The 26,401-nt window shown below is 69.9% G+C and carries 26 protein-coding genes and 1 tRNA gene; 8 read left to right on the top strand and 19 right to left on the bottom strand.

Annotated elements, in window-relative coordinates:
- Positions 1–105 precede the first annotated feature (105 nt).
- Complete coding sequence (locus tag ASE01_RS24095) at positions 106–1,446, top strand: DUF2786 domain-containing protein (RefSeq protein ID WP_157537544.1); 1,341 nt, start codon at positions 106–108, stop codon at positions 1,444–1,446.
- Between the two features lie 6 nt (positions 1,447–1,452).
- Here ASE01_RS24095 and ASE01_RS18560 read toward each other — a convergent pair whose 3' ends face one another.
- Positions 1,453–2,298, bottom strand: coding sequence for an SDR family oxidoreductase (locus ASE01_RS18560; protein WP_056755855.1), 846 nt, complete (start codon positions 2,296–2,298; stop codon positions 1,453–1,455).
- 102 nt (positions 2,299–2,400) lie between these two features.
- On the opposite strand from ASE01_RS18560, the gene ASE01_RS18555 reads away from it, so the two are divergent.
- Positions 2,401–3,156: a PaaX family transcriptional regulator C-terminal domain-containing protein gene (locus tag ASE01_RS18555; RefSeq protein WP_056755853.1), complete on the top strand. Its 756-nt coding sequence runs from the start codon at positions 2,401–2,403 to the stop codon at positions 3,154–3,156.
- A 12-nt stretch (positions 3,157–3,168) separates the two neighbouring features.
- Here the strand turns inward: ASE01_RS18555 and ASE01_RS18550 are convergent, their stop codons facing one another.
- Positions 3,169–4,137 carry an AurF N-oxygenase family protein gene (locus ASE01_RS18550; protein ID WP_056755851.1) on the bottom strand — a complete coding sequence of 323 codons (969 nt, stop codon included), beginning with the start codon at positions 4,135–4,137 and terminating at the stop codon, positions 3,169–3,171.
- 91 nt (positions 4,138–4,228) lie between these two features.
- On the opposite strand from ASE01_RS18550, the gene ASE01_RS18545 reads away from it, so the two are divergent.
- Both ASE01_RS18545 and ASE01_RS18540 read left to right on the top strand, forming a co-directional pair.
- Entirely contained in the window at positions 4,229–6,118 is a 1,890-nt protein-coding gene (locus ASE01_RS18545) for a DUF3352 domain-containing protein (RefSeq protein WP_162260317.1), read from the top strand.
- Between the two features lie 607 nt (positions 6,119–6,725).
- A complete protein-coding gene (locus ASE01_RS18540) occupies positions 6,726–7,010 on the top strand; it encodes a hypothetical protein (RefSeq protein ID WP_056755844.1) in 285 nt (94 codons plus the stop codon).
- 77 nt (positions 7,011–7,087) lie between these two features.
- On the opposite strand, the gene ASE01_RS18535 is transcribed toward ASE01_RS18540, so the two are convergent.
- A complete protein-coding gene (locus ASE01_RS18535) occupies positions 7,088–8,083 on the bottom strand; it encodes a Fic family protein (RefSeq protein WP_200958914.1) in 996 nt (331 codons plus the stop codon).
- A gap of 487 nt (positions 8,084–8,570) precedes the next feature.
- On the opposite strand from ASE01_RS18535, the gene ASE01_RS18530 reads away from it, so the two are divergent.
- On the top strand, positions 8,571–8,852 hold the full coding sequence (locus ASE01_RS18530) for a hypothetical protein (protein ID WP_056755841.1): 282 nt from the start codon (positions 8,571–8,573) through the stop codon (positions 8,850–8,852).
- Positions 8,853–9,019: 167 nt separating this feature from the next.
- On the opposite strand, the gene ASE01_RS18525 is transcribed toward ASE01_RS18530, so the two are convergent.
- The 3 genes from ASE01_RS18525 to ASE01_RS18515 form a co-directional block, all read right to left on the bottom strand.
- Positions 9,020–9,538 carry a helix-turn-helix domain-containing protein gene (locus tag ASE01_RS18525; RefSeq protein WP_056755838.1) on the bottom strand — a complete coding sequence of 173 codons (519 nt, stop codon included), beginning with the start codon at positions 9,536–9,538 and terminating at the stop codon, positions 9,020–9,022.
- A gap of 153 nt (positions 9,539–9,691) precedes the next feature.
- A tRNA-Pro gene (locus ASE01_RS18520) sits at positions 9,692–9,765 on the bottom strand.
- 90 nt (positions 9,766–9,855) lie between these two features.
- Positions 9,856–13,161, bottom strand: coding sequence for an error-prone DNA polymerase (locus tag ASE01_RS18515; protein ID WP_056755834.1), 3,306 nt, complete (start codon positions 13,159–13,161; stop codon positions 9,856–9,858).
- A 149-nt stretch (positions 13,162–13,310) separates the two neighbouring features.
- Between ASE01_RS18515 and ASE01_RS18510 the strand changes: the two genes are divergently transcribed.
- A complete protein-coding gene (locus ASE01_RS18510; protein WP_056755833.1) occupies positions 13,311–13,793 on the top strand; it encodes a nuclear transport factor 2 family protein in 483 nt (160 codons plus the stop codon).
- A gap of 59 nt (positions 13,794–13,852) precedes the next feature.
- Complete coding sequence (gene serA / locus ASE01_RS18505) at positions 13,853–15,046, top strand: phosphoglycerate dehydrogenase (protein WP_056755832.1); 1,194 nt, start codon at positions 13,853–13,855, stop codon at positions 15,044–15,046.
- A 63-nt stretch (positions 15,047–15,109) separates the two neighbouring features.
- Here serA and ASE01_RS25065 read toward each other — a convergent pair whose 3' ends face one another.
- Positions 15,110–15,256: a hypothetical protein gene (locus ASE01_RS25065; RefSeq protein ID WP_200958913.1), complete on the bottom strand. Its 147-nt coding sequence runs from the start codon at positions 15,254–15,256 to the stop codon at positions 15,110–15,112.
- The gene (locus ASE01_RS24840; protein ID WP_056755829.1) at positions 15,256–15,480 is read right to left on the bottom strand and encodes a hypothetical protein; all 225 of its coding nucleotides are present in this window, start codon (positions 15,478–15,480) and stop codon (positions 15,256–15,258) included. Before ASE01_RS24840 ends, ASE01_RS25065 begins: the two co-directional genes overlap by 1 nt.
- On the opposite strand from ASE01_RS24840, the gene ASE01_RS18495 reads away from it, so the two are divergent.
- Positions 15,479–16,774 (top strand): AAA family ATPase, encoded by a 1,296-nt coding sequence (locus ASE01_RS18495; protein WP_056755824.1) that lies wholly within the window; start codon positions 15,479–15,481, stop codon positions 16,772–16,774. The genes ASE01_RS24840 and ASE01_RS18495 overlap by 2 nt on opposite strands.
- A gap of 10 nt (positions 16,775–16,784) precedes the next feature.
- Here ASE01_RS18495 and ASE01_RS18490 read toward each other — a convergent pair whose 3' ends face one another.
- The 11 genes from ASE01_RS18490 to ASE01_RS18440 all read right to left on the bottom strand — a co-directional run bounded on the left by ASE01_RS18490 (position 16,785) and on the right by ASE01_RS18440 (position 26,350).
- Positions 16,785–18,404 (bottom strand): DNA polymerase, encoded by a 1,620-nt coding sequence (locus ASE01_RS18490; protein ID WP_056756910.1) that lies wholly within the window; start codon positions 18,402–18,404, stop codon positions 16,785–16,787.
- 49 nt (positions 18,405–18,453) lie between these two features.
- Positions 18,454–19,068 (bottom strand): hypothetical protein, encoded by a 615-nt coding sequence (locus ASE01_RS18485; protein WP_157537539.1) that lies wholly within the window; start codon positions 19,066–19,068, stop codon positions 18,454–18,456.
- A gap of 142 nt (positions 19,069–19,210) precedes the next feature.
- The gene (gene der, locus ASE01_RS18480; protein ID WP_056755818.1) at positions 19,211–20,533 is read right to left on the bottom strand and encodes a ribosome biogenesis GTPase Der; all 1,323 of its coding nucleotides are present in this window, start codon (positions 20,531–20,533) and stop codon (positions 19,211–19,213) included.
- Complete coding sequence (locus ASE01_RS18475; protein ID WP_056755815.1) at positions 20,526–21,242, bottom strand: lysophospholipid acyltransferase family protein; 717 nt, start codon at positions 21,240–21,242, stop codon at positions 20,526–20,528. Before ASE01_RS18475 ends, der begins: the two co-directional genes overlap by 8 nt.
- The gene (gene cmk / locus ASE01_RS18470; RefSeq protein WP_056755813.1) at positions 21,239–21,904 is read right to left on the bottom strand and encodes a (d)CMP kinase; all 666 of its coding nucleotides are present in this window, start codon (positions 21,902–21,904) and stop codon (positions 21,239–21,241) included. The genes ASE01_RS18475 and cmk overlap by 4 nt, the downstream gene beginning before the upstream one ends.
- Before the next feature lie 25 nt (positions 21,905–21,929).
- A complete protein-coding gene (locus tag ASE01_RS18465) occupies positions 21,930–23,021 on the bottom strand; it encodes a prephenate dehydrogenase (protein ID WP_082606216.1) in 1,092 nt (363 codons plus the stop codon).
- Entirely contained in the window at positions 23,018–23,770 is a 753-nt protein-coding gene (locus ASE01_RS18460) for a pseudouridine synthase (RefSeq protein ID WP_056755810.1), read from the bottom strand. The genes ASE01_RS18465 and ASE01_RS18460 overlap by 4 nt, the downstream gene beginning before the upstream one ends.
- Positions 23,767–24,384 carry an SMC-Scp complex subunit ScpB gene (gene scpB, locus ASE01_RS18455; RefSeq protein ID WP_056755807.1) on the bottom strand — a complete coding sequence of 206 codons (618 nt, stop codon included), beginning with the start codon at positions 24,382–24,384 and terminating at the stop codon, positions 23,767–23,769. Before scpB ends, ASE01_RS18460 begins: the two co-directional genes overlap by 4 nt.
- Positions 24,377–25,237: a segregation and condensation protein A gene (locus ASE01_RS18450; RefSeq protein WP_056755805.1), complete on the bottom strand. Its 861-nt coding sequence runs from the start codon at positions 25,235–25,237 to the stop codon at positions 24,377–24,379. The genes scpB and ASE01_RS18450 overlap by 8 nt, the downstream gene beginning before the upstream one ends.
- A complete protein-coding gene (locus tag ASE01_RS18445; protein ID WP_056755801.1) occupies positions 25,230–25,550 on the bottom strand; it encodes a hypothetical protein in 321 nt (106 codons plus the stop codon). The genes ASE01_RS18450 and ASE01_RS18445 overlap by 8 nt, the downstream gene beginning before the upstream one ends.
- A complete protein-coding gene (locus ASE01_RS18440; protein ID WP_235536123.1) occupies positions 25,535–26,350 on the bottom strand; it encodes a ParA family protein in 816 nt (271 codons plus the stop codon). Before ASE01_RS18440 ends, ASE01_RS18445 begins: the two co-directional genes overlap by 16 nt.
- Between the last annotated feature and the right edge of the window lie 51 nt (positions 26,351–26,401).

Here is a 26,401-nt window from a genome sequence, read left to right as displayed (position 1 = left end):
TTGTTGCCGCGCGAGGAGGCTATCCCCACCTCCCGACGTTGCTAACCCCCACCCTGAGAAACTCCTGATGACCATTTGATCGGGACCGACTGGAAGGGTGCTGCCATGGTTGACGACACCTCAGCGGTCTACGCGGCCGAAGACCTGCTCGCCGGCTGGCTCGACGAGTCCAGCCGACACCCGGGCGAACCCGTCCGGGTCCGGGTGGGTTCGTCAGTGCACGAGTTCTCTCCCGAGACCGAGCCCCGTTTCACCGATCCCGCCCACGTCCAGACCTTCGTGGACCGGGTCCTCGACCATCTCATGACCGCCGAGGCGTCGTACGACGACGGCACGGGGCTCGACCTGGCCCGGGTGCCGATCGCGGTGCGGAGCCGTCGCGGTCGCCTCAAGGCTCACTATGAGCGCCACGAGCTCCCCCTGCGCGGTGTCATCGCCCTGCCCCCGCGCGAGATCGGAGGCGCCTGGTCGTTGCGCGGGGCGGTCGTCCTGCACGAGGTCGCACACCACCTGTCCGGCAGCGACGGTCACGGACCCGCCTTCCGCACCAACTTCCTGCGCCTGCTCGAGGACATCGGCATGCCCGTGGTGGCCGACCTCCTGCACACCGCCTACCGCGTCTCCGGTCTGGACACCGGCGTCGACGACGAGGACCGCACGCTGTTGCGGATCGGTCGACTCCTGCGGCAGGCCGAACGCACGACCAACACGGCCGAGCGCGACGCGTTCTTCGAGAAGGCCCAGACGCTTGCGACCCGCCACCAGATCGCCCTGGCGGTCGCGCGGGCGACCGCGCGCTCGGAGGAGCAACGCCAGGACCCGGCCTGGGAGACCGTGCTGATCGGCGAGTCCGGCACCCGGTCGCTGGCACGCTACGTCCGCCTGGTCCTCGAGATCGCCCGCGCCAACGACGTCCGGGTGGCGATCTACACCAGCAACACCCGGGTCACCCTCTACGGCTTCCCCAGCGACATCGCGGTCGTCAAGGCGCTCTACGCCTCACTGGTGATGCAGATGGTGGCCGACGGAGACGCTCACCTGAGGTCCGGGGCACACAAGACCGACACCCGGCAGGTGTGGAACGCCCGGCGCCGCGCCTGGGAGGACCGTCCGGTGCACGGCTCGACGGCCAGGGCCGCGTTCTACGAGGCCTGGGCCGACCACGTCGGCGACCGGCTCGCCCGTGCCCGCGACGACGCCCGGGCGGCGGCGATCCAGGCCGAGCACGCACCTCCCGAGGTCACCACCTCCACCGAGCTCGCACTGCGGGCCAAGGAGGTCGAGGTGGTCGACTACTTCTCGCGGATGCAGCGCGACCACGGCATCCGCGGCACGTGGAAGGGCACGGCGTCGGCGGGCCACGCCGCACCCGGCTCCCGCGACGCGGGCGTGCGGGCCGCAGCCCGGGCACGCCTCGGCACCGAGCAGGCGATCAACAGTCGGTGAGCGCCCTCAGGACGGCGCATCCACGAAGATGTCGTACTCCAGCTCGCCGGTACCGCCGTACGCCGACAGGTCGGTGACGCCGGCGGCCCGCAGGACCTCGACGTCGAGGAGCGCCTGACCGGTGTACTCCCGCGACGGGCCGGTGAGCACCTCGATCGCAGCGTCGGCGACGATCTCGGGCGAGCGGGCCCGGTCCATCGCGCCGTCGCCACCCAGCAGGTTCTGGACCGCAGCCGTGGCGATCAGGGTCTCGGGCCACAGGCAGTTGGCGGCGATCCCGTCGGCGGCGTACTCCGCGGCCCAGCCCAGGGTGAGCAGGGACATGCCGTACTTCGCCAGCGTGTACGCCGGGTGCTTGCCCAGCCATTCGGGCGACATGTTGAGCGGCGGCGACAGCGACAGGATGTGGGGATTGGTGCCCTGCTGCAGGTGCGGCAGGCAGGCCCGGGTCAACAGGTAGGTCCCGCGCAGCTGGATCTGGGTCATCAGGTCGAAGCGCTTGACCGGCAGGTCGGCGGTGGAGTCGAGCGCCAGGGCCGAGGCGTTGTTGACGCAGATGTCGATGCCGCCGAAGCGCTCGACGGCGCGGGCCACGGCGTTGTCCACCGAGGCCTCGTCGCGGACGTCACCGACGACGGCGAGGGCCTGGCCCCCGGCCGCCTCGATCTCGGCCGCGGCGGAGTGGACCGTTCCGGGCAGACGGGGATCCGGCACGTCGGTCTTGGCGAGGAGCACCACGTTGGCGCCCTCGCGGGCCGCGGCCAGACCGATCGCGAGACCGATCCCCCGGCTGCCGCCGGACATCATCAGGGTACGTCCGGTGAGCCGCTGGCTGGCTGAGTTCTGCGTCATGCCGGAACCGTTACACACTGCCGACAGCTGCGCCAAGAATGTTAGACATAGATCACAACAGTTGTACGACGTCTGTCGTGATCTCGTAACATCGGCCGCACCATGGTCCTCGCCTCCCCCGCCCTCAAGCCGGTCTCGACCCGGTCTGCCCTGCTCACGCTGCTCCTGGGCGCCGACGTGACCAGTCTGTCGTCGCGCGAGCTGGCCGCAGCCGCGTCGGTCGTCGGGTTCGCCGAGCCGACGGTGCGGGTCGCGCTCTCCCGGATGGCGAGCGCTGGCGACGTCATCCGCAGCGACGACGGGCAGTACCAGCTCTCCGAGCGCCTGCTCGAGCGGCAGCGTCGTCAGGAACGGGCAACCCATCCCGCCCGGCGCACCACCGACGGCACCTGGGACGGCGCCTGGGATGTCGTGGTGGTGACCACCATGGGCCGGACGGCGGCCGATCGAGCCGACCTGCGCGCCATCCTTGCCGAGCTCCGGCTCGCCGAGCTCCGGGAAGGAGTCTGGACCCGCCCCGCCAATCTCGAACCCGAGTGGCCGGACCCGGTCGCAGAGGTGTGTGAGCGCTTCGCCGGCGCCGAGGTCGCGGATCCGCAGGCACTGGCCGGGCGCATGTGGGACCTCGACACCTGGAGCGCGACGGCGCGCGCGCTGCTGGACGCCACGGCCACCGACGACCCGGTGCTGCGGTTCACCGCCTGCGCGACGTCGGGGCGACACCTGCTCACGGACCCGGTGCTGCCAGCCGAGCTCCTACCGGCCGACTGGCCGGGCGAGGAGCTGCGGGCCAGCCACCTCGCCTACAAGCAGTGGGTGATCGACATGCGCCGCAGCCTGACGCCGCGGGACGCCTGAACCCGGTCGACCTCAGGCAGCGCGGGCGGGCTCGCTGCGGAACCGATTCGGGCGCCCGGCGATGCCGAGCGCGCGCCAGATCCGACGGGAGACCGGGTTCATCAGGCCGAGCTCCTCGGCGAGCATGCGGACGTCGCCGAACATGTCCTGGAGGAACCTGCGCGACTCCGGGCTCTCCCACCAGACCTCGCGAACGACGTCCTTGGGGATGCCCATGTCGCGCACGGCCTTGGCGCCCGGGATCACGATGGCGTCACACAGGACGCGCATCAGTATCGGCGTCAGCACGGAGGCGACCCCGCGGTGCACGCGCCCCAGGCGCGGCGCGCGGTGCTCGAGGTACTGGTGGGCGAAGCCGATGTGGCGCGCCTCCTCGGCGACGTGGATCTGGCTGATCCGCTCGAGCAGCGGATGCATCGGCTCGCCCGAGCGGAGCATCACCTTCTGGACGTAGTCGATCGGCTCCTCTCCCCCGAGGACACCGATGAAGAAGATGAAGGGCAGGTGCTTGGCCGCGAGCGGGAGCAGCGGGCCCAGCGCCCGGAAGAGGGTGTGCGACCCGGCGACGTCCAGTCCGGTCCGGTTCACGAACTCCTGGAACATCTGGGTGTGGTGACACTCCTCGGTCGCCTCGTGCGTGGAGTAGCGGAACTCCGGGCGCCCGTTGGGCAGGTCGAGGCAGTACATCATCAGGCCCGCGATCAGGACCTGCTCGAACTGGAGACCGACCTTGACCACGTTGGTCTGTCGGTAGAACCCGACCTCGATCTGCCGCTCGACCGACAGCGACTGGTACCAGTCGGTGCCGCCCAGGGCATCGACCTTCGGCAGGATCCAACGCGGGTCCGCCGGATCGATCGCGAACTCCGGGTCCTCCCACGGTACGTCGACGAACGCGTCGAAGTGGTGCTCGACCGACGCCTCGGAGAGGGTCTGGAGGATCTCGCGGTAGTCCTGCTGGCTGGTTCCGACGCTTCCCATGACCCCAAGTTATCTGCAACCAACGGTTACAGCAACCACACTTTCGGCAAACCCTCGGTGAGGATCGCCGAAGCCAACTACGGTGACGCCGGTGACTCTGATCGATGCCACCCCCACCCCATCAGCTCCGACCCCGCGGCCACGACGCCGCGCAGCCGCCGTCGCCGGTGTCGTCGGCGTGGCCGCCGTCGTCGGAGGCGGAGCCTGGGCGTGGCAGGTCTGGAACGCCCAGGGCCCGCAGGCTGCCGAGGCGCTGCCGGCCAACACCCTGGCCTACCTCGCCGTCGACCTCGACCCGCCGGGCGGCCAGAAGGTCGCGGCGTTCAACACGCTGCGCAAGCTCCCCACGCTGAAGAAGGAGCTCGGCCTCGGAAGCGCCGACGACCTGCGCGACTCGATCGTCGGCGAGGTCACCGCTGACAGCGGATGCGACCTCGACGCCAGCGCCATCACCTCCTGGGCCGGCGACCGGGCCGCGATGGCCGTCGTACCCCTGGACGAGCCGACCGTCGTCGCGGCCGTCCAGGTGGACGACGCCGCGAAGGCGAAGGAGCGCCTCGAGAAGATCGTCCGCGAGTGCGGCGAGGGAGAGCTCGGCTACGTCGTCGGCGAGAAGTGGGCCATCCTCGCGGAGACCACCGAGATCGCCCGCCAGGTCGCCGACAACGCGAAGGGACGCACCCTTGCCGAGGACTCCGACTTCCAGAAGCTGACGAAGTCGGCCGGGAGCGCCGGCGTCATGACCGCTTTCCTCGCGCCCGAGGCCGGCAAGGCCCTCCTCGAGGAAGTCGACAAGGACCCGTACCTCTCGTTCGCAGTCCTTCCCCTCCTGGCCGGCTCCGACCCGCTGGCCAGCGTCGTCGGCTTCAGCCAGCTGTTCGGATCCTTCGACTCCTCGGACGATGTGTACGCCGGAGAAGACCTCGAGCTCAGCGACGAGGAGCTCGAGGAGATGCAGGCCGAGTACGAGGCCTCACTCTCGCCGGAGGAGCGTCGGCTCCACGAACGCATGGAGAACTACGACGACCTCACGCCCGCCGAGCAGGAGGCACTCGACAAGGAGATGGAGGCGTTCTACGAGAAGGAGTACGGCGACCTCTCCGAAGAGGAGTTCGACGAGGAGGAGTTCGACGAGGAGGAGTTCATCGACGAAGAACTCGAGGGGATCGAGGTCCCGGCCGACCTACGCAAGGACATCGAAGGCTTCTCCGGACTCGGCGGAATCGTCCGTTTCGACGACGGAACCCTGGAGATCGAAACCGTCAGCGACCCGCTGATCGGCGGCTTCAACGGCCGCTACGACGGCACCGACGGCACCTCGGCGATCGCCGCGCTGCCCGCGGACACTGCGATCGCCTTCGGTGGAGGACTTGCCGACGACTGGGGCAAGCGGACCGTCCTGGACGGTCAGCTCGCCTTCTCCTTCGGGGAGGAGGTCGACGAGAAGGACGTACTCGACACCTTCGAAAAGTCGACCGGACTCACCATCAAGGACTTGGAGACCATCGGCGGTGACACCATCGCCTTTGCAGCGAAGCCCGGCTTCGAGAAGGCGTTCGCCGACTTCTTCGACTTCGAGGACGAGGGCTCCAAGACCCCTCCGATTGCCGCGCGGGTCACCGGCAACGCCGACGCGATCGAGAAGGCACTGGCCAAGCTCTCCAAGGGCAAGGACGACTCGTTCTTCCAGTCCCGCCGCGACGGTGACGCCGTGGTGATCGGACCGGACGTCTCCTACCTCGAGGAGATCGCCGACGCGAAGAAGACCCTGGCCGACAGCGACGCCTTCGAGCGCGCACTGCCCGGTGCGGACGACGCCATCATCACGATGTACGCCGACATCAACGCGGGTGAGTGGCTGGAGGAGTTCAGCGAGGGTGCACTCACCGGCGACGACGCTGACGCGCTCGGCACCTTGGGCATCTCGGTCGTCGAGGATGGGGACCAGTACCGCACCGTCCTGCGGATCACCGTCGACTGACGTCGAGCCTCTCTCCGCGAGGCAACCTGCAAGGCCTCCCCGACGTCCCGGGGAGGTCTTGCCTGTTTGCCCGGACAGTGGTGGACCTGGGCTGGGCGGGAGGGGTCGACGACTGGTGACCGTTGATCCTGGGCGACCACGTAGAAATGAGCACCGGCTCCGAACCAACGTCGCCGCGCATCACCCAAAGATGATCAGCCCAATGCTCGAACTCAACCCCCCATCAGGCGCAGCACAAGCGCACGCTCATGCCGATGGTCGGGCGGCTGCCTCGTGTGAGAATCACGAAGTGCCAATCAGTATCTGGGTCCGCAACTGGAACGCCGAGCGTGGTGACCGGCTGGACGAGAGTTCAGTTGCTTGGAAGGCGCCGTACGACGCTCTTAACCTGCGTGACACGCCGCTCCTCGCTGGCGTGGACCCGTACGGGAACACGGTCTTCAACCGACCGCAGGCGCAACGCCAGTTGCCTGGAGAGAGATCACCTACCTGCGAGAACGACTGACCGAGCCGCAGTAGCGCCCGACCATGCCGCTGTCGGAGCGCAAGCGCCCGACCACGCCGCGACACGCGCGCGGTCGTGCCGATGAGCGTTAGATACTCAGGCATGACTGAGCGCCCCGTGGTGAGTCCGTCGGAGAAGCGTGCCGCCCGCGACGCGGCCAGGAAAGACGACCGCATCCGGCGGAAGGCGATCCAGCAGGCGATGCGGGCTGGATGGGCCGGTAACGACGCAGACGAACTGAACTGGCTGGACGAAGCAGCCCAGGCGCACCCTGGTCCGGATGCAGCCGTGCACGTTCTGTACGGCCTTGCCGCCAGATTGGTGGAGCGATTGGCCGACGCCACCGGAGAGGACCGCGAGCAGGTGCTCAGCCAAGTTCTTGGGTAGTCGCCGAACGCACTCACATGCCGCTGTCGGGTCTTTAGACAGTCATTCGGTGCTGCGGAAGGCGTGCTTGGTGTGTCTTAGGTGGTGACGCGCAACCACACGGCGGAGCGTCCTGTGCCCTGGGGTTTGAGGAGTCCTTCATCCTTGAGGTCATTGAGGACGAGGCGGATGGTTGGATCGCTGATTCCGGGTAGCGCGGCTCTGACGTCGGAGATCGCAAAGACGGGGGCACTGTGCCGCAAGACGTGCTCGCGGACGCGTTCGGTCTTCGTGCCCCCAGACCGGTCCGCAGTGACGCCCTCAGCGAACCGGGCATAGCCGCGAGCGAGGAGCTGGCTGAAGTAGTGCAGCCAGGGCCACGGGTCGTTGACGTGGTCGTTCCAGTTGTGAGTTGAGTCGAGCAACGCCTGGTAGTAGCCGTCGGCAGATTCGGCGATGAGCTGTTCAAGCGACACGTAGCGGCCTACCCCATAGCCAGCCTCAGCGAGGAGGGCGTTCGTCAGCGCGCGCGCCACACGACCGTTGCCGTCATCGAATGGGTGAATGATGAGCAGATCGAGGACGAACAGGCCGACGAGGAGCACCGGGTGGTGTTGGTTTGCCTTCACGGCGTCGGTGTAGCGGTCGATGAGCTCAGCGGCGTAGTACTCGGTGCGAGCGGCAGGAACAGGCTTGAATCGGACGGTCTGTACGCCGTCGGGAGACCGGTCGACGACGAGGTTGTCGCTCTCCTTGAAAGTCCCCCCGGTGGCCTTGGCCTCCGCGAACAGGAGCCGGTGCAGGTGAAGAAGCAAGCCGACGTTCAAGGGGCGCCGGTCCTCGGCGAACAGGTAATCGAGGGCAGCACGGTAGCCGGCGAACTCCTGTTCGCTGCGCGTTCGCAGCTCGATGGGCTTGTTGGCGATGATGGCGGCCGCACGGCTGCGGTTCTTGACGACGACGCCCTCAAGGGCAGACGACGCAGTGATGCTCGCGACTCGGGCCCGGTTAGCCAACTCGGTGAGCAGGTCGGGCACCTGGTTCAGGTACAGGCCCTCGCTACCTTGGCCGCGGTCGATGTCGCGCAGCGTCATCACCAAGGGCGCTGGCACAGCGCCGAGGACTCGATCAAGGTCGACGAAAGAGTGCACAAGAAGCCCTCACAGACGGTCTAAACTAGATAATTCGGCGGTCGATTATGCAGTTTAGACCCTCAATGAGGGTGATGTGCTGGTTGGCGCGCCGGCAGCCTGTCTGCCTCGGACCGCTCGATCGCTGACCACCCTGGCCCGGGACCCCGCCAAGCAGAGTGACGACCACACCGCTGCCAGCCGATCGCGGTGTGGTGAGCAGCGACCTGTTCCTCCTGTTCCTCTTGTTGTTCGTGGTCACCGTGTTCGTGATCATCATCGTTTGATCCCGGAGGTCGACTCGGGATGGCTCCAGTCGGCTTCTCGCAGCCGTCCGACCATGCCGGTGTCGAAGCGGACGCGCCGGCTCTACGTCGAAAGTTGAGGTCGTAGTCGTCGTAGTCGCTTGGCCTCGGTTCCCGTAGGTGCCGGGGGTCGCTAGCGTCGGTTCATGACCGGCAACTCCACGAGGCGGGCAGCGCAAGAAAAGGTGATGTCCTACCACGAGGCTCAGTTGGAGGTTCTCGTCCGACGCGTAGCTGCAGAGGTCGACCGCTTCCGCGCCGGCGAGGTTGACGCTTTCGACGTCGACCAAGTGATCTTTCAGTACAGCCGGGCCGCGAAAGAGCTCTGGAAGTTCTGCAACCTCGACGACGTCGAGTTCACAGCGAGCCTGGTCGATGATCAGCGGTCGCGCGACTGGTGGCAGCGGGGCGAGCCCAAGCGCCGATGACCGCGACGACTACGCGCGAACTGCCCCCGACGCCGGTACCCGCGTCCACCGACGGCCGCGAGGAGAGCCTGACCAGCGGCGGGCACATCACCTGCCCGCCGGTCGGCGAAGCCGCCCTCCGGGCTCCTCGCCCGGCTCACCACTCACAGCGTCATCCATGGCGTCATTCATGGGGTTGTGTTTCGGTACCGGTCGATCGCTGGGGCCCACGCCTTGCGTAGGGCTGGCGGGATGATCAGCTCGTCGAACAGGTCGAGCAGCAGTGCCCCGTCGAGGTAGGTCAACAGGTCCGGGGCGGCGCCCTCGCGAAGGACGATCTCGTAGACCCGGGCCCGATCAGCCCGCTCAGCGAGTCGGTAGGCACGCGAGGGGCCCGACCAGTGCAGATGGCCCGGGAGGACCACTTCAGCGAAAGCGGTCTCGAGGTCCAGGCGCCACAGCCGGTCCGGAACCACGTAGGGCTCACCGCGCGAGCCCAGGTGGTTGGTGAATCTCACCCGTGAAGTCAGGTCGAGGTCGCAGCCGGAGGTGTGGACGATCCGTTCAAGGACGGTGAGGGTGGGCGGCTTGGTGCCGCGTTCGTAGGTCGACAGTGTGGGTTGGGAGGTGCCTGAACGGTGCGCCAGCGCGCGTTGGGACAGCCCGCTCCCCCGGCGTGCTCGCGCGATGATCGTGTCCTCAGCCAACCGCCGATGATATCTGTTCGAATATCGCTCGCTAGGTGTGGTGAACCTTCACCAGATGGTTTTTGATGCGCAAAGCGTGCCATAAGCCGGAATGGCTCAAGACGACAAGGAGCCCCCGACCTGTGTTTCAGCAGGTCAGAGGCTACTTTTCGGTCGGGCTGACAGGATTTGAACCTGCGACCCCCTGACCCCCAGTCAGGTGCGCTACCAAGCTGCGCTACAGCCCGAATCACTCCGTACGGGATCGCCGTCCGGAGCGACCGGAAGACTACCCCAGGCGCTTCGCCGAACTGGAATCGGGCTCCCCTCCAAGGGTCTCACCGGAAGTCGCGCGACGTCTGTCGCGCCTGGAGAGCCGCACCGGCTCCGGGGAGAACGGTGTCGAGCGACTCGATCCGATCCGCCAGGAGGTTGGTCACGCCGTCCTGTCGTTCCAGCTGGCCGCGGATGACGACGGCCACCTTGTTGCGGGCCGCCTGACGGTGCACCCGCATCACTCCCTGCGAGCAGACCACGTTGAGCATCCCGGTCTCGTCCTCGAGGTTGATGAAGGTGACGCCGCCGGCCGTCCCGGGACGCTGACGGTGCGTGATCAACCCGGCGACGTGCACGCGGCGACCGGCCGCCGCCGTCGCCGTGTCGCCGACGGCGAGGATCCCGGCGGACCGCAGGGTCTCGCGGAAGTGCTCGACCGGGTGGATGTCGGTGGAGATCCTGGTCGCCCACAGGTCGGCCAGCGTCGTCTCCAGCGGGCTCATCCCCGGCAGCGTCGGCGGGGCCGGAGCGGGCGTGGTGCCCGGCAGCTGGCCGTCGTGCTCGGCATAGCCCGCCATCCAGATCGCCTGGCGACGCTCGAGGCCCAGTCCGTCGAATGCACCGGCGGTGGCCAGCGCCTCCAGCTGCGTCGTGGTGAGGCCGGCGCGCCGGGACAGGTCACGCAGGTCGTCGTACGGCGAGGTGCGACGCTCTTCGACGATGCGCTCGGCGAGCTCGCTGCCGATCCCCTTCACGGCGTCGAGCCCGAGCCGGACGGCCAGTCCGTCGTCGTACCGGTGCCGGTCGCGACCGTGCGCCTCACAGCGTTCCAGCCCGGCCTTGGCACCGGAGAGCCCGATGTCCGGCGGCAGCACGGTGACACCGTGGCGGCGAGCGTCGGCGACGAGCGACTGGGGCGAGTAGAAGCCCATCGGCTGGTTGCGGAGCAGACCGGCGAGGAAGGCTGCCGGGTAGCGCAGCTTGAACCAGGAGGAGGCGTAGACCAGCAGCGCGAAGCTGAGTGAGTGGGACTCGGCGAAGCCGAAGCCGGCGAAGGAGAGGATCTTGACGTAGATCCCGTCGGCGAGGTCGCCGGTGATGCCTTTCTTCGCCATGCCTTGGTAGAGCCTGTCCTTGACCCGTTCGATCCGCTCGACGCCCCGCTTGGACCCCATCGCGCGGCGCAGCAGGTCGGCGTCGTCGGGCGTGCAGTCGCCGAGCGCGACCGCCATCTGCATCAGCTGCTCCTGGAAGAGCGGGACGCCGAGGGTGCGCTCGAGGATCGGACGCAGGCTCGGGTGGTCGTAGGTGACCGGTTCACGCCCGGTGGCCCGCCGGATGTAGGGATGCACGGCGCCGCCCTGGATCGGCCCGGGACGGATGAGGGCGATCTCGATGGCGAGGTCGTAGAAGCAGCGGGGCTTCAGCCTCGGCAGGGTGCCGATCTGGGCACGGGACTCGACCTGGAAGACGCCGATCGAGTCGGCGCGACAGAGCATGTCGTAGACCTCGGACTCCTCGCGCGGCAACGTCTCGAGGCTCCAACGCCGGCCGGTGTGCTCCTCCACCAGCCGCATCATGTGGTCCAGCGCGCCGAGCATGCCGAGGCCGAGGAGGTCGAACTTCACCAGCCCCATGGACTCGCAGCCGTCCTTGTCCCACTGCAGCACGGTGCGTCCGGGCATCCGTGCCTTCTCGATCGGACAGACCTCGCCGATCGGGCGCTCGGTGAGGACCATGCCGCCGGAGTGGATGCCGAGGTGTCGTGGCGCTCCCATCAGCTCCTCGGCGAGGGTGGCGACCTGGTCGGGGATGCCCAGACCCTTCTCGACCTCACTGCCCCACCCATCGATCGATTTCGACCACGCGTCCTGCTGGCCGGGCGAGAAGCCGAGTGCCTTCGCCGCGTCGCGCACCGCCATCCGTGGGCGGTAGCTCACGACATTGCACACCTGGGCAGCGTTGCGCCGTCCGTAGGTGTCGTAGACCCACTGGATGACCTCCTCGCGGCGGTCGGAGTCGAAGTCCACGTCGATGTCGGGCTCTTCGTCGCGGTGCTGGGAGATGAAGCGCTCGAAGGGGAGGTTGAAGTAGACCGAGTCGATGGCGGTGATCCCGAGGGCGTAGCAGACCGCGGAGCTCGCCGCGGACCCTCTCCCCTGGCAGAGGATCCCCTGGCTGCGGGCGAAGGCGACGATGTCGTGGACGATCACGAAGTAGCCGGCGAAGTCCTTGGCCTCGATCACGGCGAGCTCGCGGTCGACGCGGTGGCGCGCCTGCTCGGCGAGCGGGGTGGAGGCGTAGCGCTGGGCGAAGCCGATCTCGGTGAGGTGGCGCAGCCAGGAGATCGGGGTGTGTCCCTCCGGGATCATCTGCTTGGGCAGCTTCGGCTGTGCCTTGTGCAGGTCGAAGGCCAGCTCGTCGGCGAGTACGACGCTGCGGTGCACCGCGTCGGGCCGGTGCGCGAAGCGCTGCAACATCTCCTCCCCGCTGCGCAGGTGCGCTCCCCCGGAGAGGTCGAGCCATCCGTCGAGCTCGGCGATGCTCCGCCGGGCTCGTACGGCCGCCATCGCCGCGGCGAGACGACGCTCGCCCGGGGTGGCGTGGTGCACGTTGCCGGTGGCGAGCACCGGCACCCGCCGGTCGTCGGCGATCCGGGTGAGCAGATCGTTGGTCTCGTCGATGCCGGGGTGGTCACCGGTGACGAGCTCGACGACGACGTGCTCGCGCCCGAACCGGTCGAGGAGCAGGTCCAGCTCAGCGGCGGCAGCGCGTGGCCCCTGAGCGGCGAGGGCCTGGCGGACCGTCCCCTTGCGGCATCCAGTGAGGACCAGCCAGTGGCCCTCCGCCCTCGCAGCGAGCTCGTCCAGGTCGTGGGCGGGGCTGCCCTTCTCGGGCGCCCGCAGACCGGCTTCGGTGATCGCCCCGGACAACCGGTGGTAGCCCTCGACCCCTCGGGCGAGCACCAGCAGGTGACTGCCCTCCGGGTCGGGGATGCCGTTCTGGGTGCGGGTGAGCCCCAGGGAGAGCTCGGCGCCGTAGACGGTCCTCAGGCCGTAGTCGGTCCCCGCCTCGGCGAACAGCGGTGCCCCCGCGAAGCCGTCGTGGTCGGTGAGGGCGAGGGCGTGCAGCCCGAGTCGGGTGGCTTCACGGGCCAGGTCGCCGGGGCTGCTCGCCCCGTCGAGGAAGCTGAAGTGGCTGTGGCAGTGCAGCTCGGCGTACGGCGTCACGCGGTCGGGTCGGCTGATGTCCTCCGGCTCGGCACGCGGGTGCTTGCGGCGCGAGACCGGCGCCTCCATCGACGGCGCTCGACCGGACATGCGGCGCTCGAGCTCGCTCCACGGGACGGGTGGGTTGTTCCAGCCCATGGCGGCCTACGAGGGGAGTGCGGTGGGGGCGGCCATGCACCCAACTCTAGTCGAACAGGTGTTCGACGCAAGAGGGCGACGGGAGTTCGGCCTCGCCCGGCGGCGACGTACCCCTCGACCAGAACTGAAACACGTTCTAGTCTCTCTCCATGGACTTCGTCGCGATCGAGCAGATCAAGCGCCTCAAGCACCGCTACTTCCGCACCCTCGACCTGAAGCTGTGGGACGAGTTCGGCGACTGCCTCGCCGAGGACGTCACCGCCCGCTACGGCACCCAGGCGATGGACCAGCCGCTGCACTTCGACTCGCGCGCCGACGTCGTGACCTACATGTCGCAGAACCTCGGGCCGGGGATCGTCACCATCCACATCGCCAACCACCCCGAGATCGACGTCGACGGCGACACCGCGACCGGATCCTGGGCGTTCGAGGACACCGTGATCGTGCCGGACTTCAAGGTGCAGATCCGCGGCGGCGGCTACTACGTCGACACCTACCGCAAGGATGCCGACGGCGCGTGGCGGATCGCGTCCACCAAGTACGAGCGCATCTACGAGGCGATGACCTCGCTCGACGACACCCCGAGCTTCAAGCTGATCGCCAACCGCTGGGATCCCACGCTCCAGCACTGAGCCGCCCACGGGGCGTCGCCACTTCGCCCTGAGGTCCCGACCTCCCCTACGGTTGTCCCGTGAAGGCCCTGCTCCTCGAGAACATCCACCCGGCCGCTGTCGAGTACCTGGAGGGCCGCGGGTACGACGTGGAACTCCGTGCCGGCTCCCTGTCCGAGGACGAGCTGGTCGCCGCCCTCAGCGGCGTGAGCCTGCTCGGCATCCGGTCCAACACGACCGTGACGGACCGCGTCCTCGCCGAGGCGAGCGAGCTGGTCGCCGTCGGTTGCTTCTGCATCGGCACCAACCAGGTCGACCTCGTCGCCGCCGCCGAGCGCGGCATCGCCGTGTTCAACGCGCCGTACTCCAACACGCGCAGCGTCGTCGAGCTGGTCATCGCCGAGATCATCAGTCTCGCCCGGCGCCTGCCGGAGAAGACCCAGCGCATGCACGACGGCGTGTGGGACAAGTCCGCCAAGGGCAGCCACGAGGTGCGGGGACGCACCCTCGGCATCGTCGGCTACGGCAACATCGGCACCCAGCTGTCGACCGTCGCCGAGGCACTCGGCATGAACGTCGTCTTCTACGACACCGCCGACCGTCCCGCCCACGGCACCGCGCGCCGCCTGCGCACCCTCAAGGAGCTGCTCGCCGTCGCCGACGTCGTCAGCCTCCACGTCGACGGTCGCCCCGGCAACGCCGGCTTCTTCGGCCCCGCCGAGTTCGCCGCCATGAAGCCGCGCGCCCTGTTCATCAACGCCTCCCGCGGCATGGTCGTCGACTACACGCCGCTACGCGACCACCTGCTCTCGGGCCACATCGCCGGTGCCGCCGTCGACGTGTTCCCGGCCGAGCCCAAGGCCCAGGGCGACGCGTTCGACTCCCCGCTGCGCGGCCTCGACAACGTCATCCTGACGCCGCACATCGGCGGCTCGACCCAGGAGGCGCAGGAGGAGATCGGCTGGTTCGTGGCCGAGAAGCTCGCCCGGTTCGCACTCGAGGGCAGCACTGCCCTGTCGGTCAACCTGCCCGACGTCCTGCCCGGCACCTACGAGCCCGGACACCGCATCGGCTTCCTGCACCACAACGTGGCCGGCGTCCTCGCCGAGCTCAACGCCGCGTTCGCCGAGGCAGGTGACAACGTCGTCGGCCAGCACCTCTCGACCCGCGACCGGCTCGGGTACGTCGTCACCGACGCCTCCGAGCCGCTGTCGGCCGAGGCCGTGGCCGCCCTGCGCGGCTCCGAGCACTGCGTGTGGGTCAGGACCTGGTAGTCGGCACCACGGGCTGCCGCAGGATCGTGCGCAGCCTGGCCGGCTCCACCCGGCGGGCATCACTCAGGTAGATCTCGTGGTGGCGACCGCCATCGCGAGCCTCAGCCAGCGTCTCGAAGCGAACTTCAGCCCGTAGGCCACCGGGTAGAGGGCGGAGATCGCCTCGGCGTAGGCCGGTGACGTGTTCGGGTCGCCCTGTCCGTCGACCATCAGGTAGCCCTGCGGCGCGAGGTCGAGGACCCGGAACTCACCGCAACGCGCACGGTAGGCGTCGAGCTCTTCTTCATGTCGAGCTTCATGCCGGACTTCATGCCGGACTTCATGTCGGACTTCATGTCGGACCCCTGGATAACCATTGGCGTCGACCGGTCGGGCGAGCGCACACTGTCCAACTGTGCCCGATCCGACCCGACTCCCTCGAAGGTGGTGACCATGACCGACATCGACGCATTCGACCTCCACATGGAGGCGCCCCACGCTGCCCTCCGACTGCTGGCCGACACCATCGACCGGGAGTTCGCACGGCGCGCTCCGACCACGCCCACCGGCTACGAGTACGCCGCCGCCGCACTCGGCGTCGAGGCCACCGAGCTGGTCGTGCTGAGCGAGTGCCCGGACACTCCGGTCACCCACGCCGTCGGTCGCTGGCTGTACGACGCCCAGACGCGCTGGAGCCTCGACCTCGTCGGGGCGGATCCCCGCCTGCCGGCCCGGACCCACACCATCCCCGGCGCGGTCGGTGACGTGCGGGCGTTCTCCTCGGCGACCGCGCTGCTGCCCGCCGGGACGCTCGGGGAGGCTCCCCTCGTCCTGCGCATCGTCCCGGACAAGTGGGGCACCGACGTGGAGCTGATGGGGCGTGCCGAGGACGGCTTCGACCTCCAGGACCAGTTCGACACCTTCCTGCGCACCTGCCGCACGTCCGAGTCGCCGTACTGGCGCGGCGCCTACCGGGTCACCGCCAACAACGCCGGTCTCGTGCTGAAGCGGTGGGCCGCGCCGGCTGCGTCGCGTGACCTGCTCAAGCTGGACGACTCGGTGTGGCACACGATCGATCACCGGGTGCACCGGGTGCTCGACCTGGCCGACGACCTGACGTCGCGGGGCCTGGGCACGAGCACCGGTCTCCTGCTCGTCGGTCCCCCGGGCACCGGCAAGACCCAGCTCGGCACCGTGGTCGCCCACGAGCTGAGCGGGCGCACGACCGTGCTGATCCCCGGCACCCAGGTCACCGAGAACTACATGACCGAGCTGTTCGACCTCGCCGCGGACCTGTCACCCTGCCTGATCCTGATGGACGACCTCGACCTGATCGCCGGCGAGCGCGGTCAGACCAACCCGCACCGGCTGCGCGAGTTCCTCAACGTGATGGACGGTGGCCTGGCCGACCGCAGCGGCGTCGTGGTGATCGCCTCGACCAACGACCACCGCAAGATCGACAAGGCAGCGCGCCGCTCCTCCCGCTTCGACACCGTCATCAAGATGGAGGCGCCCCGCCTCGAGGGCCGGGTCTCGATCCTGCAGCGCTATCTCGCCTGGTGCGAGGCCCCGCTCGACCTGGAGGCGGTGGCCCGTGCCACGGACGGGGCGACGGGCGCCGACCTCAAGGAGCTGGTGCGCGCGACGGTGCTGGAGACGATGGACCAGGTCACCACCGAGGCGCTGGTCGCGCAGGCGCGCACGGGACCGTGGCGTCCGGAGCGGCAGACGGCGGGTCAGTACCTCTGAGCCGACCGGTTCAGTCGTACGCCGCCTCCGCCGCCCAGCTCCCCGGCGACGTCCAGCGCAGCAGCCAGGCCCTGCCGTCGACCCCGACGACCTGGAAGCGCGCCGAGCGTCCACCCGCCCCTGCCCCCAGCCACCAGGACTCGTCGACCGGCCAGGGACCTGCCCAGGATCCGACGGGCTGCCAACGCTGGCCGACCCGGAAGCGCCACGGCGCTCCGGTGACCACGCCCCGCGCGGTGATCGCGACGGCGACGCCCGCCTCGTCGACGACCTCGGCCTCCCGGCCCTCGGCGAAGACCCGGCTCGGCGCGGGTCCCGGGATCTGCCCGGGCCACGGCCGATCGACCGGGCGCAGCCCGACGGGACGCTCGCCCCACGGGACCAGTGTCTGTCGGTCGGCTGCGCTCCGGCCGCCCTGACGCACCGGGACCCGGACGGCGTCGTACCCGACCACGGCCTGGACCCGTGCGACACCGCGGACGACCTGGTCGTCGGCGCCACCACCCCACAGGCCGTCGGCATGGTCACCGGCCGGCTCCACCGTGTCGGGCAGGAAGCGGACGAGGGTGACCGGCGCGTCGATCCGCTCCCCCGTCGTCTTGCGGCTGCGCAGGCCAGAGGTCGCCATGCCTGCCTGCAGCTGCCAGTGCACGCGATCCACCAGGTCGCGGGAGGTGAAGCAGCGCGGGTGCAGCCAGGTGCGGGCCGAAACACCCCCACCGTGGCCGATGTCCTCGAACTCCGCCTCGACCCGGACTCCGGTGGCGACCAGCTGCCGGTCCGCGAGCCCGGCGATGAACCGTTCCGCGGTGGTGCGCACACTGAAGGTGACCGCCTCGGCAGATTCCAGGGGCGGTTCGAAGGAGATCTCGCACGCCAGCTCGGGGGGCGGGGTCCGGGAGGCGAGCCGGGAGACCTCCTCGCCGTGCACACGACGCCACACGTCCATGCCGTAGCTGCCGAAGCGGTTGCTGACCGAGGCACCCGAGAGGGCAGCAAAGTCGCCGAGGAGCACCAGCCCCAGCCGGCGCAGCAGGTCCGCCAGCTCGGCACCCTCGGGCCCGTCGTCAGCGAGCACCGTGACCGGGAGCCCGCGCAGGAAGAGCGCCGAACCGCCGACCGGCACGACCGTGCACGCCTGCGCCGTGGCCAGGCGCGCCGCGCGCTCGGCGGTGTAGAGGTCGTCGGCCGACCCGAACCGGCAGTCCCACACACCGGCACCGACGAGGTGCTCGGCCAGGACCGCTGCTGCCGCCTCCTCCCCGCTGAGGCCGGCCCGCGCGAAGTAGCGCCCGGGCGCAGGCACCGCCAGCATCCCCGGCCGCAACGGAGCCACCCCGGGGCGCACCTCCTCGACGGCCGAGAGGACCGGTTCGAACCAGCGGGCGTCACGAGCCGGATTGGCACTCAGCAGCACCACCTCCGGACAGCGCGCCTGGGCGTCGCGGCGACGCTGACCACGCCGTACCCCCTCGGAACGGGCGGCGGTGTTGCAGACGACCACCTTGTTGTTGGCGAGTACGACGGCCGGCGCCGCCACGGTCACGGGCGAGTCGCCCTGCTCGTCGGCCAGCTCCAGCAGACCCGCGGTCACCGACCAGTCGGGGCACCACAGGACCATCGTGCGCATCAGGCCACCGGGCACATCAGGTCACCGGGCACATCAGGCCACGGGCACATCACAGCACCACGACGGCGCGCCTCGGCGCACCCCCGGAGCCGCGGGCCACCATCGCGACCTGCCGCTCGCGCAGCCGGCCACGTCCGTCACCGATGCCGCTCCAGGTGGTCTGCTCGGCGGTGAGGCGCAGCTCGCATCGCGGCCACTCCCCCTGGACGACCAGCACACCCGATCGCGCCCGCAGCCGGGCATCGATGATGCTCGCCGACTTCGCATCCACCGGACCGGGCGGGCGGAGCACGACCACCTTGAGGACGTCGACGAGCGCCGCGGTCACCTCGAGCCAGTGCTCACCCGGAGCAGGCACCAGCACCGTGCGGGACAGGTCGATCCCCCACTGGTGAGCCGCCTCGACCCCGAAGTCGTCCCACCCCGCGAACCCGACCCACTCCCCCGACCGGGAGGCGCCTGCAGCCAGGCCCATGCCGAGGCTGGACGAGTCCACGGCGTACACGCCCCCGGTGCGCAGCTGCACGAGTGGCTCGAACATCGGCAAGGTCGGCACGAGCATCCGGGTCGGTCCGCCCTGGAGCGCCTGGATCCGCCCGCGGAGCTGGTCGAGGACCGCACGCGGGTCGGCCGGCTCGGGCATCTCGAGGGGGCGAACACTCACCCCACCATGATCGAACACATGTTCGAACGATGCAAGACCACGTCCACCCGTTGGCAGGGCTCGTCGAGTCACCGATTGGGCAGGAACCGCAGCTCCAGGCCCCGAATTGTTGCGGTTTGGGACCAAACCGCAACAACTCCGCCTACTTCCGCCCGCGCTTCTCCCGCGGCTGGACCTTGATCTCGATCGGCGTACCGACGAACCCGAACTCCTCGCGCAGACGACGCTCGATGAACCGCTCGTAGCCCGCGTCGAGCTTGCCGGTGGTGAACAGCTTGAACACCGGCGGCGCACTCTGCACCTGGCTGCCGAACAGGATGCGCGGCTGCTTGCCACCGCGCACGGGGTGCGGGTGCTCGGCGACGATGCGGCCGAGGAAGGCGTTGAAGGAGCCGGTCGAGATCCGGGTCTCCCAGCCCTCGATGGCCCGGTTCAGCGCCGGGACGATCCGGTCGATGTGCCAGCCGGTCTTCGCGGTGATGTTGATCCGCGGCGCCCACTGCACCTGCACCAGGTCGCGCTCGATCTCGCGGTCGAGGTAGTAGCGACGCTCGGCGTCGACGAGGTCCCACTTGTTGAACGCGATGACCAGGGCCTTGCCCGCCTCGCGGACCTCCTGCAGGATCCGGATGTCCTGCTCGGCGACCGACTCGTTGCCGGCGAGGACCAGCACGCAGACCTCGGCCCGCTCGATGGCGGTCGAGGTGCGCAGCCAGGCGTAGTACTCGTGGCCCGAGGCCTCCTTGACCCGCTTGCGGATGCCCGCGGTGTCGATGAAGCGCCAGGTCTCGCCACCGAGGTCGACCAGCTCGTCGACGGGGTCGACGGTCGTGCCGGCGACGTTGTCGACGACGACCCGGTTCTCACCGGCGAGCTGGTTGAGCAGCGAGGACTTGCCGACGTTGGGGCGTCCGACGATGGCGATCCGTCGCGGGCCGCCGACCTCGGTCGGGCTGTGCTCGGGGGCGTCCGGCAGGACGGCCAGGATGGCGTCGAGCATGTCGCCCGAGCCTCGACCGTGCAGCGCCGAGACCATGTGCGGCTCGCCGAGACCGAGGTTCCACAGGCCGAACGCCTGGGCCTCCGCCCGCTCGTCGTCGACCTTGTTGGCGGCGAGGACGACGTTCTTGCCGGACTTGCGCAGGACGCGCACCACGGCTTCGTCTGCGTCGGTGATCCCGATCGTGGCGTCGACGACGAACAGCACGGCATCGGCCAGGCTGACGGCGATCTCCGCCTGTTCCTTGATCCGCTCGGCCAGGCCGCGGGCGTCGGGGTCCCAGCCGCCGGTGTCGACGACGGTGAACGCCCGTCCGCTCCACTCGGCGTCGTAGGACACGCGGTCCCGGGTCACACCGGGAACGTCCTCCACGACTGCCTCGCGGCGGCCGAGGATACGGTTTACCAGCGTCGACTTGCCGACGTTCGGGCGGCCGACGACGGCCACCACGGGAACGTCACTCATCTGTGTCTCCTTGCGGGAGCGGGCCGGGCAGGCTCCGCCCCGTCTCGTCCAGGGCATCGGCCAGCCCACTGCGCATGTGCGCCTGGAGGGCAGCCGACATCAGACGAACATTGTCTCGCGTCCGGGGCCAGGACACAGCATCGACGGACATCGCCTTGCCGACCACCACATCGATGCGCTGCCCCTTGGCCGGGAGCGAGCTGCTCGAACCACCCGGTTCGCGGCTCCCGATGAAGGTCAGGGGTACGACGGGGGCGCCGGTCACGAGCGCGAGATAGGCCGCTCCGGTGTGGAACTCCTCGAGGTCCCCCGGTCCGCGGGTGCCCTCGGGGAACACACCCACCGGGTTGCCCTCGCGCAGCACGTGGAGGGCCGTGCGGACCGCACGCGGGTCGGTGTGGAACCGGTCCAACGGCACCTGCCCGGCCCGCCTGAGGAACCAGCCGAGCCCGCCGCGGAACATCTCCTCCTTGGTCAGCGCGTGCACCGGCCGCGGAGCGAAGATCGCCATCAGCGGGCCGTCGATGAAACCGACGTGGTTGCCGGCCACCACGACCGGTCCGGTCGCGGGGAACCTCTCGCGATGGTGCACGTGGACGTCCCAGCGCCGCTGGATGAGCCAACGGGCCGTCGGTCGGGCACCGCGCAGCAGCCACCGGGCGGGAGGCCGCACGGTGTCGCTGCGCGGCGACTCGCGATGGGCGCTCACTCGCGCTCCATCACCAGGCCCACCACCAGCTCGACGACCTCGTCGAGGGTCAGGTCCGTGGAGTCGATGTGGACGGCGCCGTCGGCCATGGTCAGCGGGGCCACCGCCCGGCCGGAGTCGATCTTGTCGCGGGCCAGGAGGGACTCCTGCGTGGCGGCGACGTCGGAGGTGTCGTTCTCGAGGGCCCGGCGCGCGGCACGTGCCGCGGGGTCGGCCGTCAGGTAGATCTTGACCTCGGCCTCGGGCCACACCACGGAGCCGATGTCGCGGCCCTCGACGACGATGCCGCCGGCGCCGACCAGCTCACGCTGCAGGGCGACCAGGCGGGAACGCACCTCAGGGACCGTGCTGACCGGCGAGACCGCGCCGTTGACCTCGTCGCTGCGGATCTCGACCGACACGTCGCGACCGTCGACGGTGATCGTCGGCCCCAGAGGATCCGTGCCGGACACCAGGACCGGCTCCCCGGCCCGTGCCGCGACGGCAGCAGGATCGTGGACGTCGACGCCGGCAGCGAGCATCCACCACGTCATCGCGCGGTACTGCGCACCGGTGTCGAGGTAGCGCAGACCGACGCGGTCGGCGACCGCACGGCACGTGCTCGACTTGCCCGATCCGGACGTCCCGTCAACGGCAACCACGACACTCTTCGGCACGTTCACGGCCCGCAGACTACCGGTGACCGGCTCAGGGAACCGTCCAGCCCTTCGACTCCAGCGCCGCCCGGAGCTCGTCGGCACGGACCGCGACGACGTCCAGCTCGACCAGCCCGACCGGTCGGCCCGGGTCGTGGTCGATCCGGACGTCCTCGATGTTGACGCCGCTCGCGCCGGCATCGGCGAAGAGCCGGGCGAGCTCGCCCGGATGGTCGGGGACGGCGACCCGGACCGCCGCCATGGGCTGCGGGGCCACGCCGTGCTTGCCCGGGATCACCCGGGTCCCGGCCTGGCCGAAGCCCAGCAGCGACTCGAGGCCCGCCCGGTCACCGCCGGCGACGGCCTCCAGGACCAGGTCCAGCCGGTCACGCACCTCGGCGAGCAGGTTGGCGACCGCCGTGGCGTTGCCGCCGATGATCTGGCTGTAGAGACGGGGGTCCCCGCCCGCGACCCGGGTCACGTCACGCACGCCGGTGCCGGAGAGCGCGAGGTGCTCGGCGGGGGCGCCCGCGAGGGTGCCAGCGACCAGGGAGGCCATCAGGTGGGGGACGTGCGAGGTCCGGGCGACGGCCCGGTCGTGCTCACTCGGGCTCAGGTGGACCGGGACCGCGCCACAGAGCAGCACCAGCGCCTCGACCTGGCGCACGGCCGACGGGGTCGACGAGGGACCGGGCGTGACTGCCCAGGGGCGGCCGTCGAACAGGGCTGCGCTCGCCGAGAGCGGACCCGAGTGCTCCGTCCCGGCCATCGGGTGGCTCCCGACGTACCGACTCAGCGCCGGGTGGCCCTGGACCGCAGCCAGCGGAGCCGCCTTCACGCTGCCGACGTCGGTCACGACGGTCTCGGGACCTGCGGCGTCGAGGGCGGCACCGACCGCGGAGCCCAGCGCGTCCGGGGGTACGGCGACCACGACCACCTGCGGCACGTCGCCGGCCGCGCGCGGACGACCCGCACCGAGCCCGGTGGCCGTGCGGACGTGGTCGGGCGAGGTGTCGGTGAGCAGGACCTCGAGGCCCGCGCGCCGACAGGCGAGCGCGATCGAGGTCCCGATCAGGCCGGTTCCCACGATCTCGACCGGTCCGACCAGGCTGCCCCCACCGGTCGGAGTGGCCTGCTCGCTCACAGACCCACCAGGTCCAGCAGCTGTCCGAGCTCGTCGTCGCTCAGCTCGCGCAGGGTTCCCCCGCTGAGCGTGCCGAGCTCGATCGGACCGAACTTCGTGCGGCTCAGCTGCCGCACCGGGTGGCCGACCTGGTCGAGCAGGCGGCGCACGATCCGGTTGCGGCCCTCGTGGATGACCAGCTCGATGATCGACTTCTCGGCGGCGGTGTCGATGACCCGTGCCCGGCGGACCTGCACCGGACCGTCCTCGAGGGTGACCCCCGCGAGCAGGTCGGCGACAGTTCCCTTCGCGAGCCGGCCGGCGACCTCGGCGACGTAGGTCTTCTCGACCTCGAAGGACGGGTGCGCCATGCGGTGCGCGAACTCCCCGTCGTTGGTCAGCAACAGCAGGCCGGAGGTGTCGGTGTCGAGCCGGCCGACGTGGAACAGGCGCTCGCGACGGTTGCCGAGGAAGTCGGTGAGGGTCTTGCGTCCCTCGGGGTCCGACATCGTCGAGACCACACCGCGCGGCTTGTTGAGCACGAGGTAGACGTGATCGGACACGGGCGGGAGACGCTTGCCGGACACCTTGATCACCGCGGTGCGGGGATCGACCTTGGTGCCGAGTCGGGTGACGACCTCGCCGTCGACCTCGACCTCACCCTCGAGCATCAGCTCCTCGCACTTGCGGCGCGAGGCGACGCCGGAGGTGGCGAGCAGCTTCTGCAGTCGGATCAGGCCGTCCTCGTCAACGGCGATCTCGCGGGTCAATGGGTTCCTTCCACAGGTTCCTGGTCAATCGGCTGGCTCGGCGCCAGCTCCTCCTCGACGTCGGCCAGGTCGGGGAGGTGCGGAGCGAGATCGGGCAGCTCGTCCAGGGAGACGATGCCGATCCGCTCGAGGAAGTACGACGAGGTGCGGTACAGCGTGGCGCCGTGCTCCCCGTCGCGGCCGGCCTCCTCGACGAGTCCGCGACTGATCAGCGTACGCATCACGCCGTCGACGTTGACACCGCGTACCGCCGAGACCCGCGCGCGCGACACCGGCTGCTGGTAGGCCACGACCGCCAGCGTCTCCAGCGCCGCCTGGGTGAGCCTGGCCTGCTGGCCCTCGAGCACGAAGGCCTCGACGACCGGGGCGAACTCCTCGCGGGTGTAGTAGCGCCACCCACCGGCGACGTTGCGCAGCTCGAAGCCGCGGCCCTGCTCGTCGTACTCCCCCGCGAGCGCGAGCAGCGCCTCGGACACCTCGGGCGAGGGGTAGCCGACGGCTGTGGCCAGGGACAGCAGGTCCAGTGGTTGGTCAGCGACCATCAGCACCGCCTCGAGGGCGGGGCGCAGGGCCGCGAGCGGGACGGCGAGCGCCTCGTCAGGTGCATCAGTCATCGTCGGGTGTCTCCTCGGTGCTGGGGGCCTCGTCGGGGACGGGCGCTCCGTCGAACTCGTCGGTGATCAGGTCGCCGACATCGACCTCTTCGTCCCCGGTCCACCGCACGGTGAGCTCACCGAGCGGGGTGACCTGGTCGAACGCGACGGCGCCCTCGCGGAACAGCTCGAGCAGCGAGAGGAAGCGGGCGACGGTGGTCAACGTGTCCGGCGAGTCGCCGCACAGCGCCCGGAAGGTCATCGTGCCGCTGCGCCGCAGCCGGTCGGCCACGATCACGGCCTGCTCGCGCACGCTGACCGTGGGCGCGTGGATGTGGTGGAGGTTGAACTCGAGCTCGGCCTTGGGCTCCATCGCCCGGGCCGCGAGTGCGGCGAAGGCCTCGAGCCCGATCCCGATCAGCACCTCGGGCAGCAGACCCGCGAACCTCTCCTCGAGGCCGACCGCACGGGGGAAGCGCAGCGCTTCGGCCTGCAGCCGCCGGTCCATGACCGCGGCCACCTGCTTGTAGGCCTTGTACTGCAGCAGGCGCGCGAAGAGCAGGTCCCGCGCCTCCAGCAGCGCCAGGTCCTCCTCGTCCTCGACGTCGCCCTGCGGCAGGAGCCGTGCGGCCTTGAGGTCGAGCAGGGTCGCCGCGACCAGCAGGAAGGACGTCGTCTCCTCCAGGTCGGCATCCGGGAGGTTCTTGATGTGCGCGATGAACTCGTCGGTGACCGAGGAGAGCGAGATCTCCGTGACGTCCAGCTTGTGCTTGGAGATCAGGCTCAGCAGGAGGTCGAACGGGCCCTCGAAGTTCGCCAGGTGGACTGCGAAGCCCGTGGAGGGCTCCCCGGCGAGCTCGGTGTCGTCATTCACGCAGGCGCCTGACCAGCGCGGAGTCCTCTCCCCCGGACTCCAGCTCCTCCAGGACCAGGTGCAGCGCCTCGCGCACCAGCCGGCCACGGTCCACGACCAGGCCGTGCTCGCCGCGCAACGTCAGCCGGGCCTGTTCGAGCGCCATCAGCTCGGTGGCGGTGACGTAGACAGTGATCTTCTCGTCGTGCCGGATCCGTCCGCTCGGTCCCTTCTGGGCGGCCGCGGCGGGCGGGTCGGGCACCGCACGGACCGCAGGCTCCGAGGTCGCCCGGAACAGGTCGTCGGCGTTGGGCAGGCTCACGCGTCGGGCCACCGCAGCGCCACCTCCCTCGCGAGCTGCCGATAGGCCTCCGCGCCGCTCGAGGACGAGGCGTACGACGTGATGGGCTCCCCGGCCACGGTCGAGTCGGAGAACTTCACGGTCCGGCGGATGACGGTGTGGAAGACCTGGTCACCCCAGGCCTGCACCAGACGCTCGAGCACCTCGCGTCCGTGCAGCGTGCGGCCGTCGTACATCGTGCCGAGCACGCCGTCGATCTCCAGGGCGGGGTTGAGCCGCTCCTTGACCTTGTCGATGGTCTGCTTGAGCAGCGCCACACCGCGCAGCGCGAAGTACTCGCACTCCAGCGGGACGATGACGCCGTGCGAGGCCGTCAGGGCGTTGACCGTCAGCAGGCCCAGCGAGGGCTGGCAGTCGATCAGGATGATGTCGTAGTCCGCCAGGGCGGGCGCCAGCACGCGCTGCAGCGTCTGCTCGCGGGCGACCTCGTGCACGAGCTGCACCTCGGCCGCCGACAGGTCGATGTTGGACGGCAGGAGGTCCATGCCGGGGATCCCGGACGGCACGACCACGTCGGCCAGCGTCGTGTCGCGGTCCAGCAGCAGGTTGTAGATGGTGCTGTCCATCTCGTGCGGGTTCAGGCCGAGACCGACGGAGAGCGAGCCCTGCGGGTCGAAGTCGACCAGGAGCACCTTGCGGCCGAACTCGGCCAGGGCGGCACCCAGGTTGATCGTGGTCGTCGTCTTGCCGACGCCGCCCTTCTGGTTGCACATCGAGACCACCCGGGCCTGGCCGTGGACCTCGATCGGCTTCGGCACCGGGAAGCTCGGCATCGGCCGGCCCGTCGGGCCGAGCTTCGAGGAGCCGGACGCCTTCGCGGCCGG

The sequence above is a fragment of the Nocardioides sp. Root190 genome, assembly GCF_001428565.1.
In the GTDB taxonomy this organism is placed as follows: domain Bacteria; phylum Actinomycetota; class Actinomycetes; order Propionibacteriales; family Nocardioidaceae; genus Nocardioides.
The sequence above is the reverse complement of the archived record's forward strand: the minus strand, read 5'-3'. Positions and strand labels throughout refer to the sequence as shown.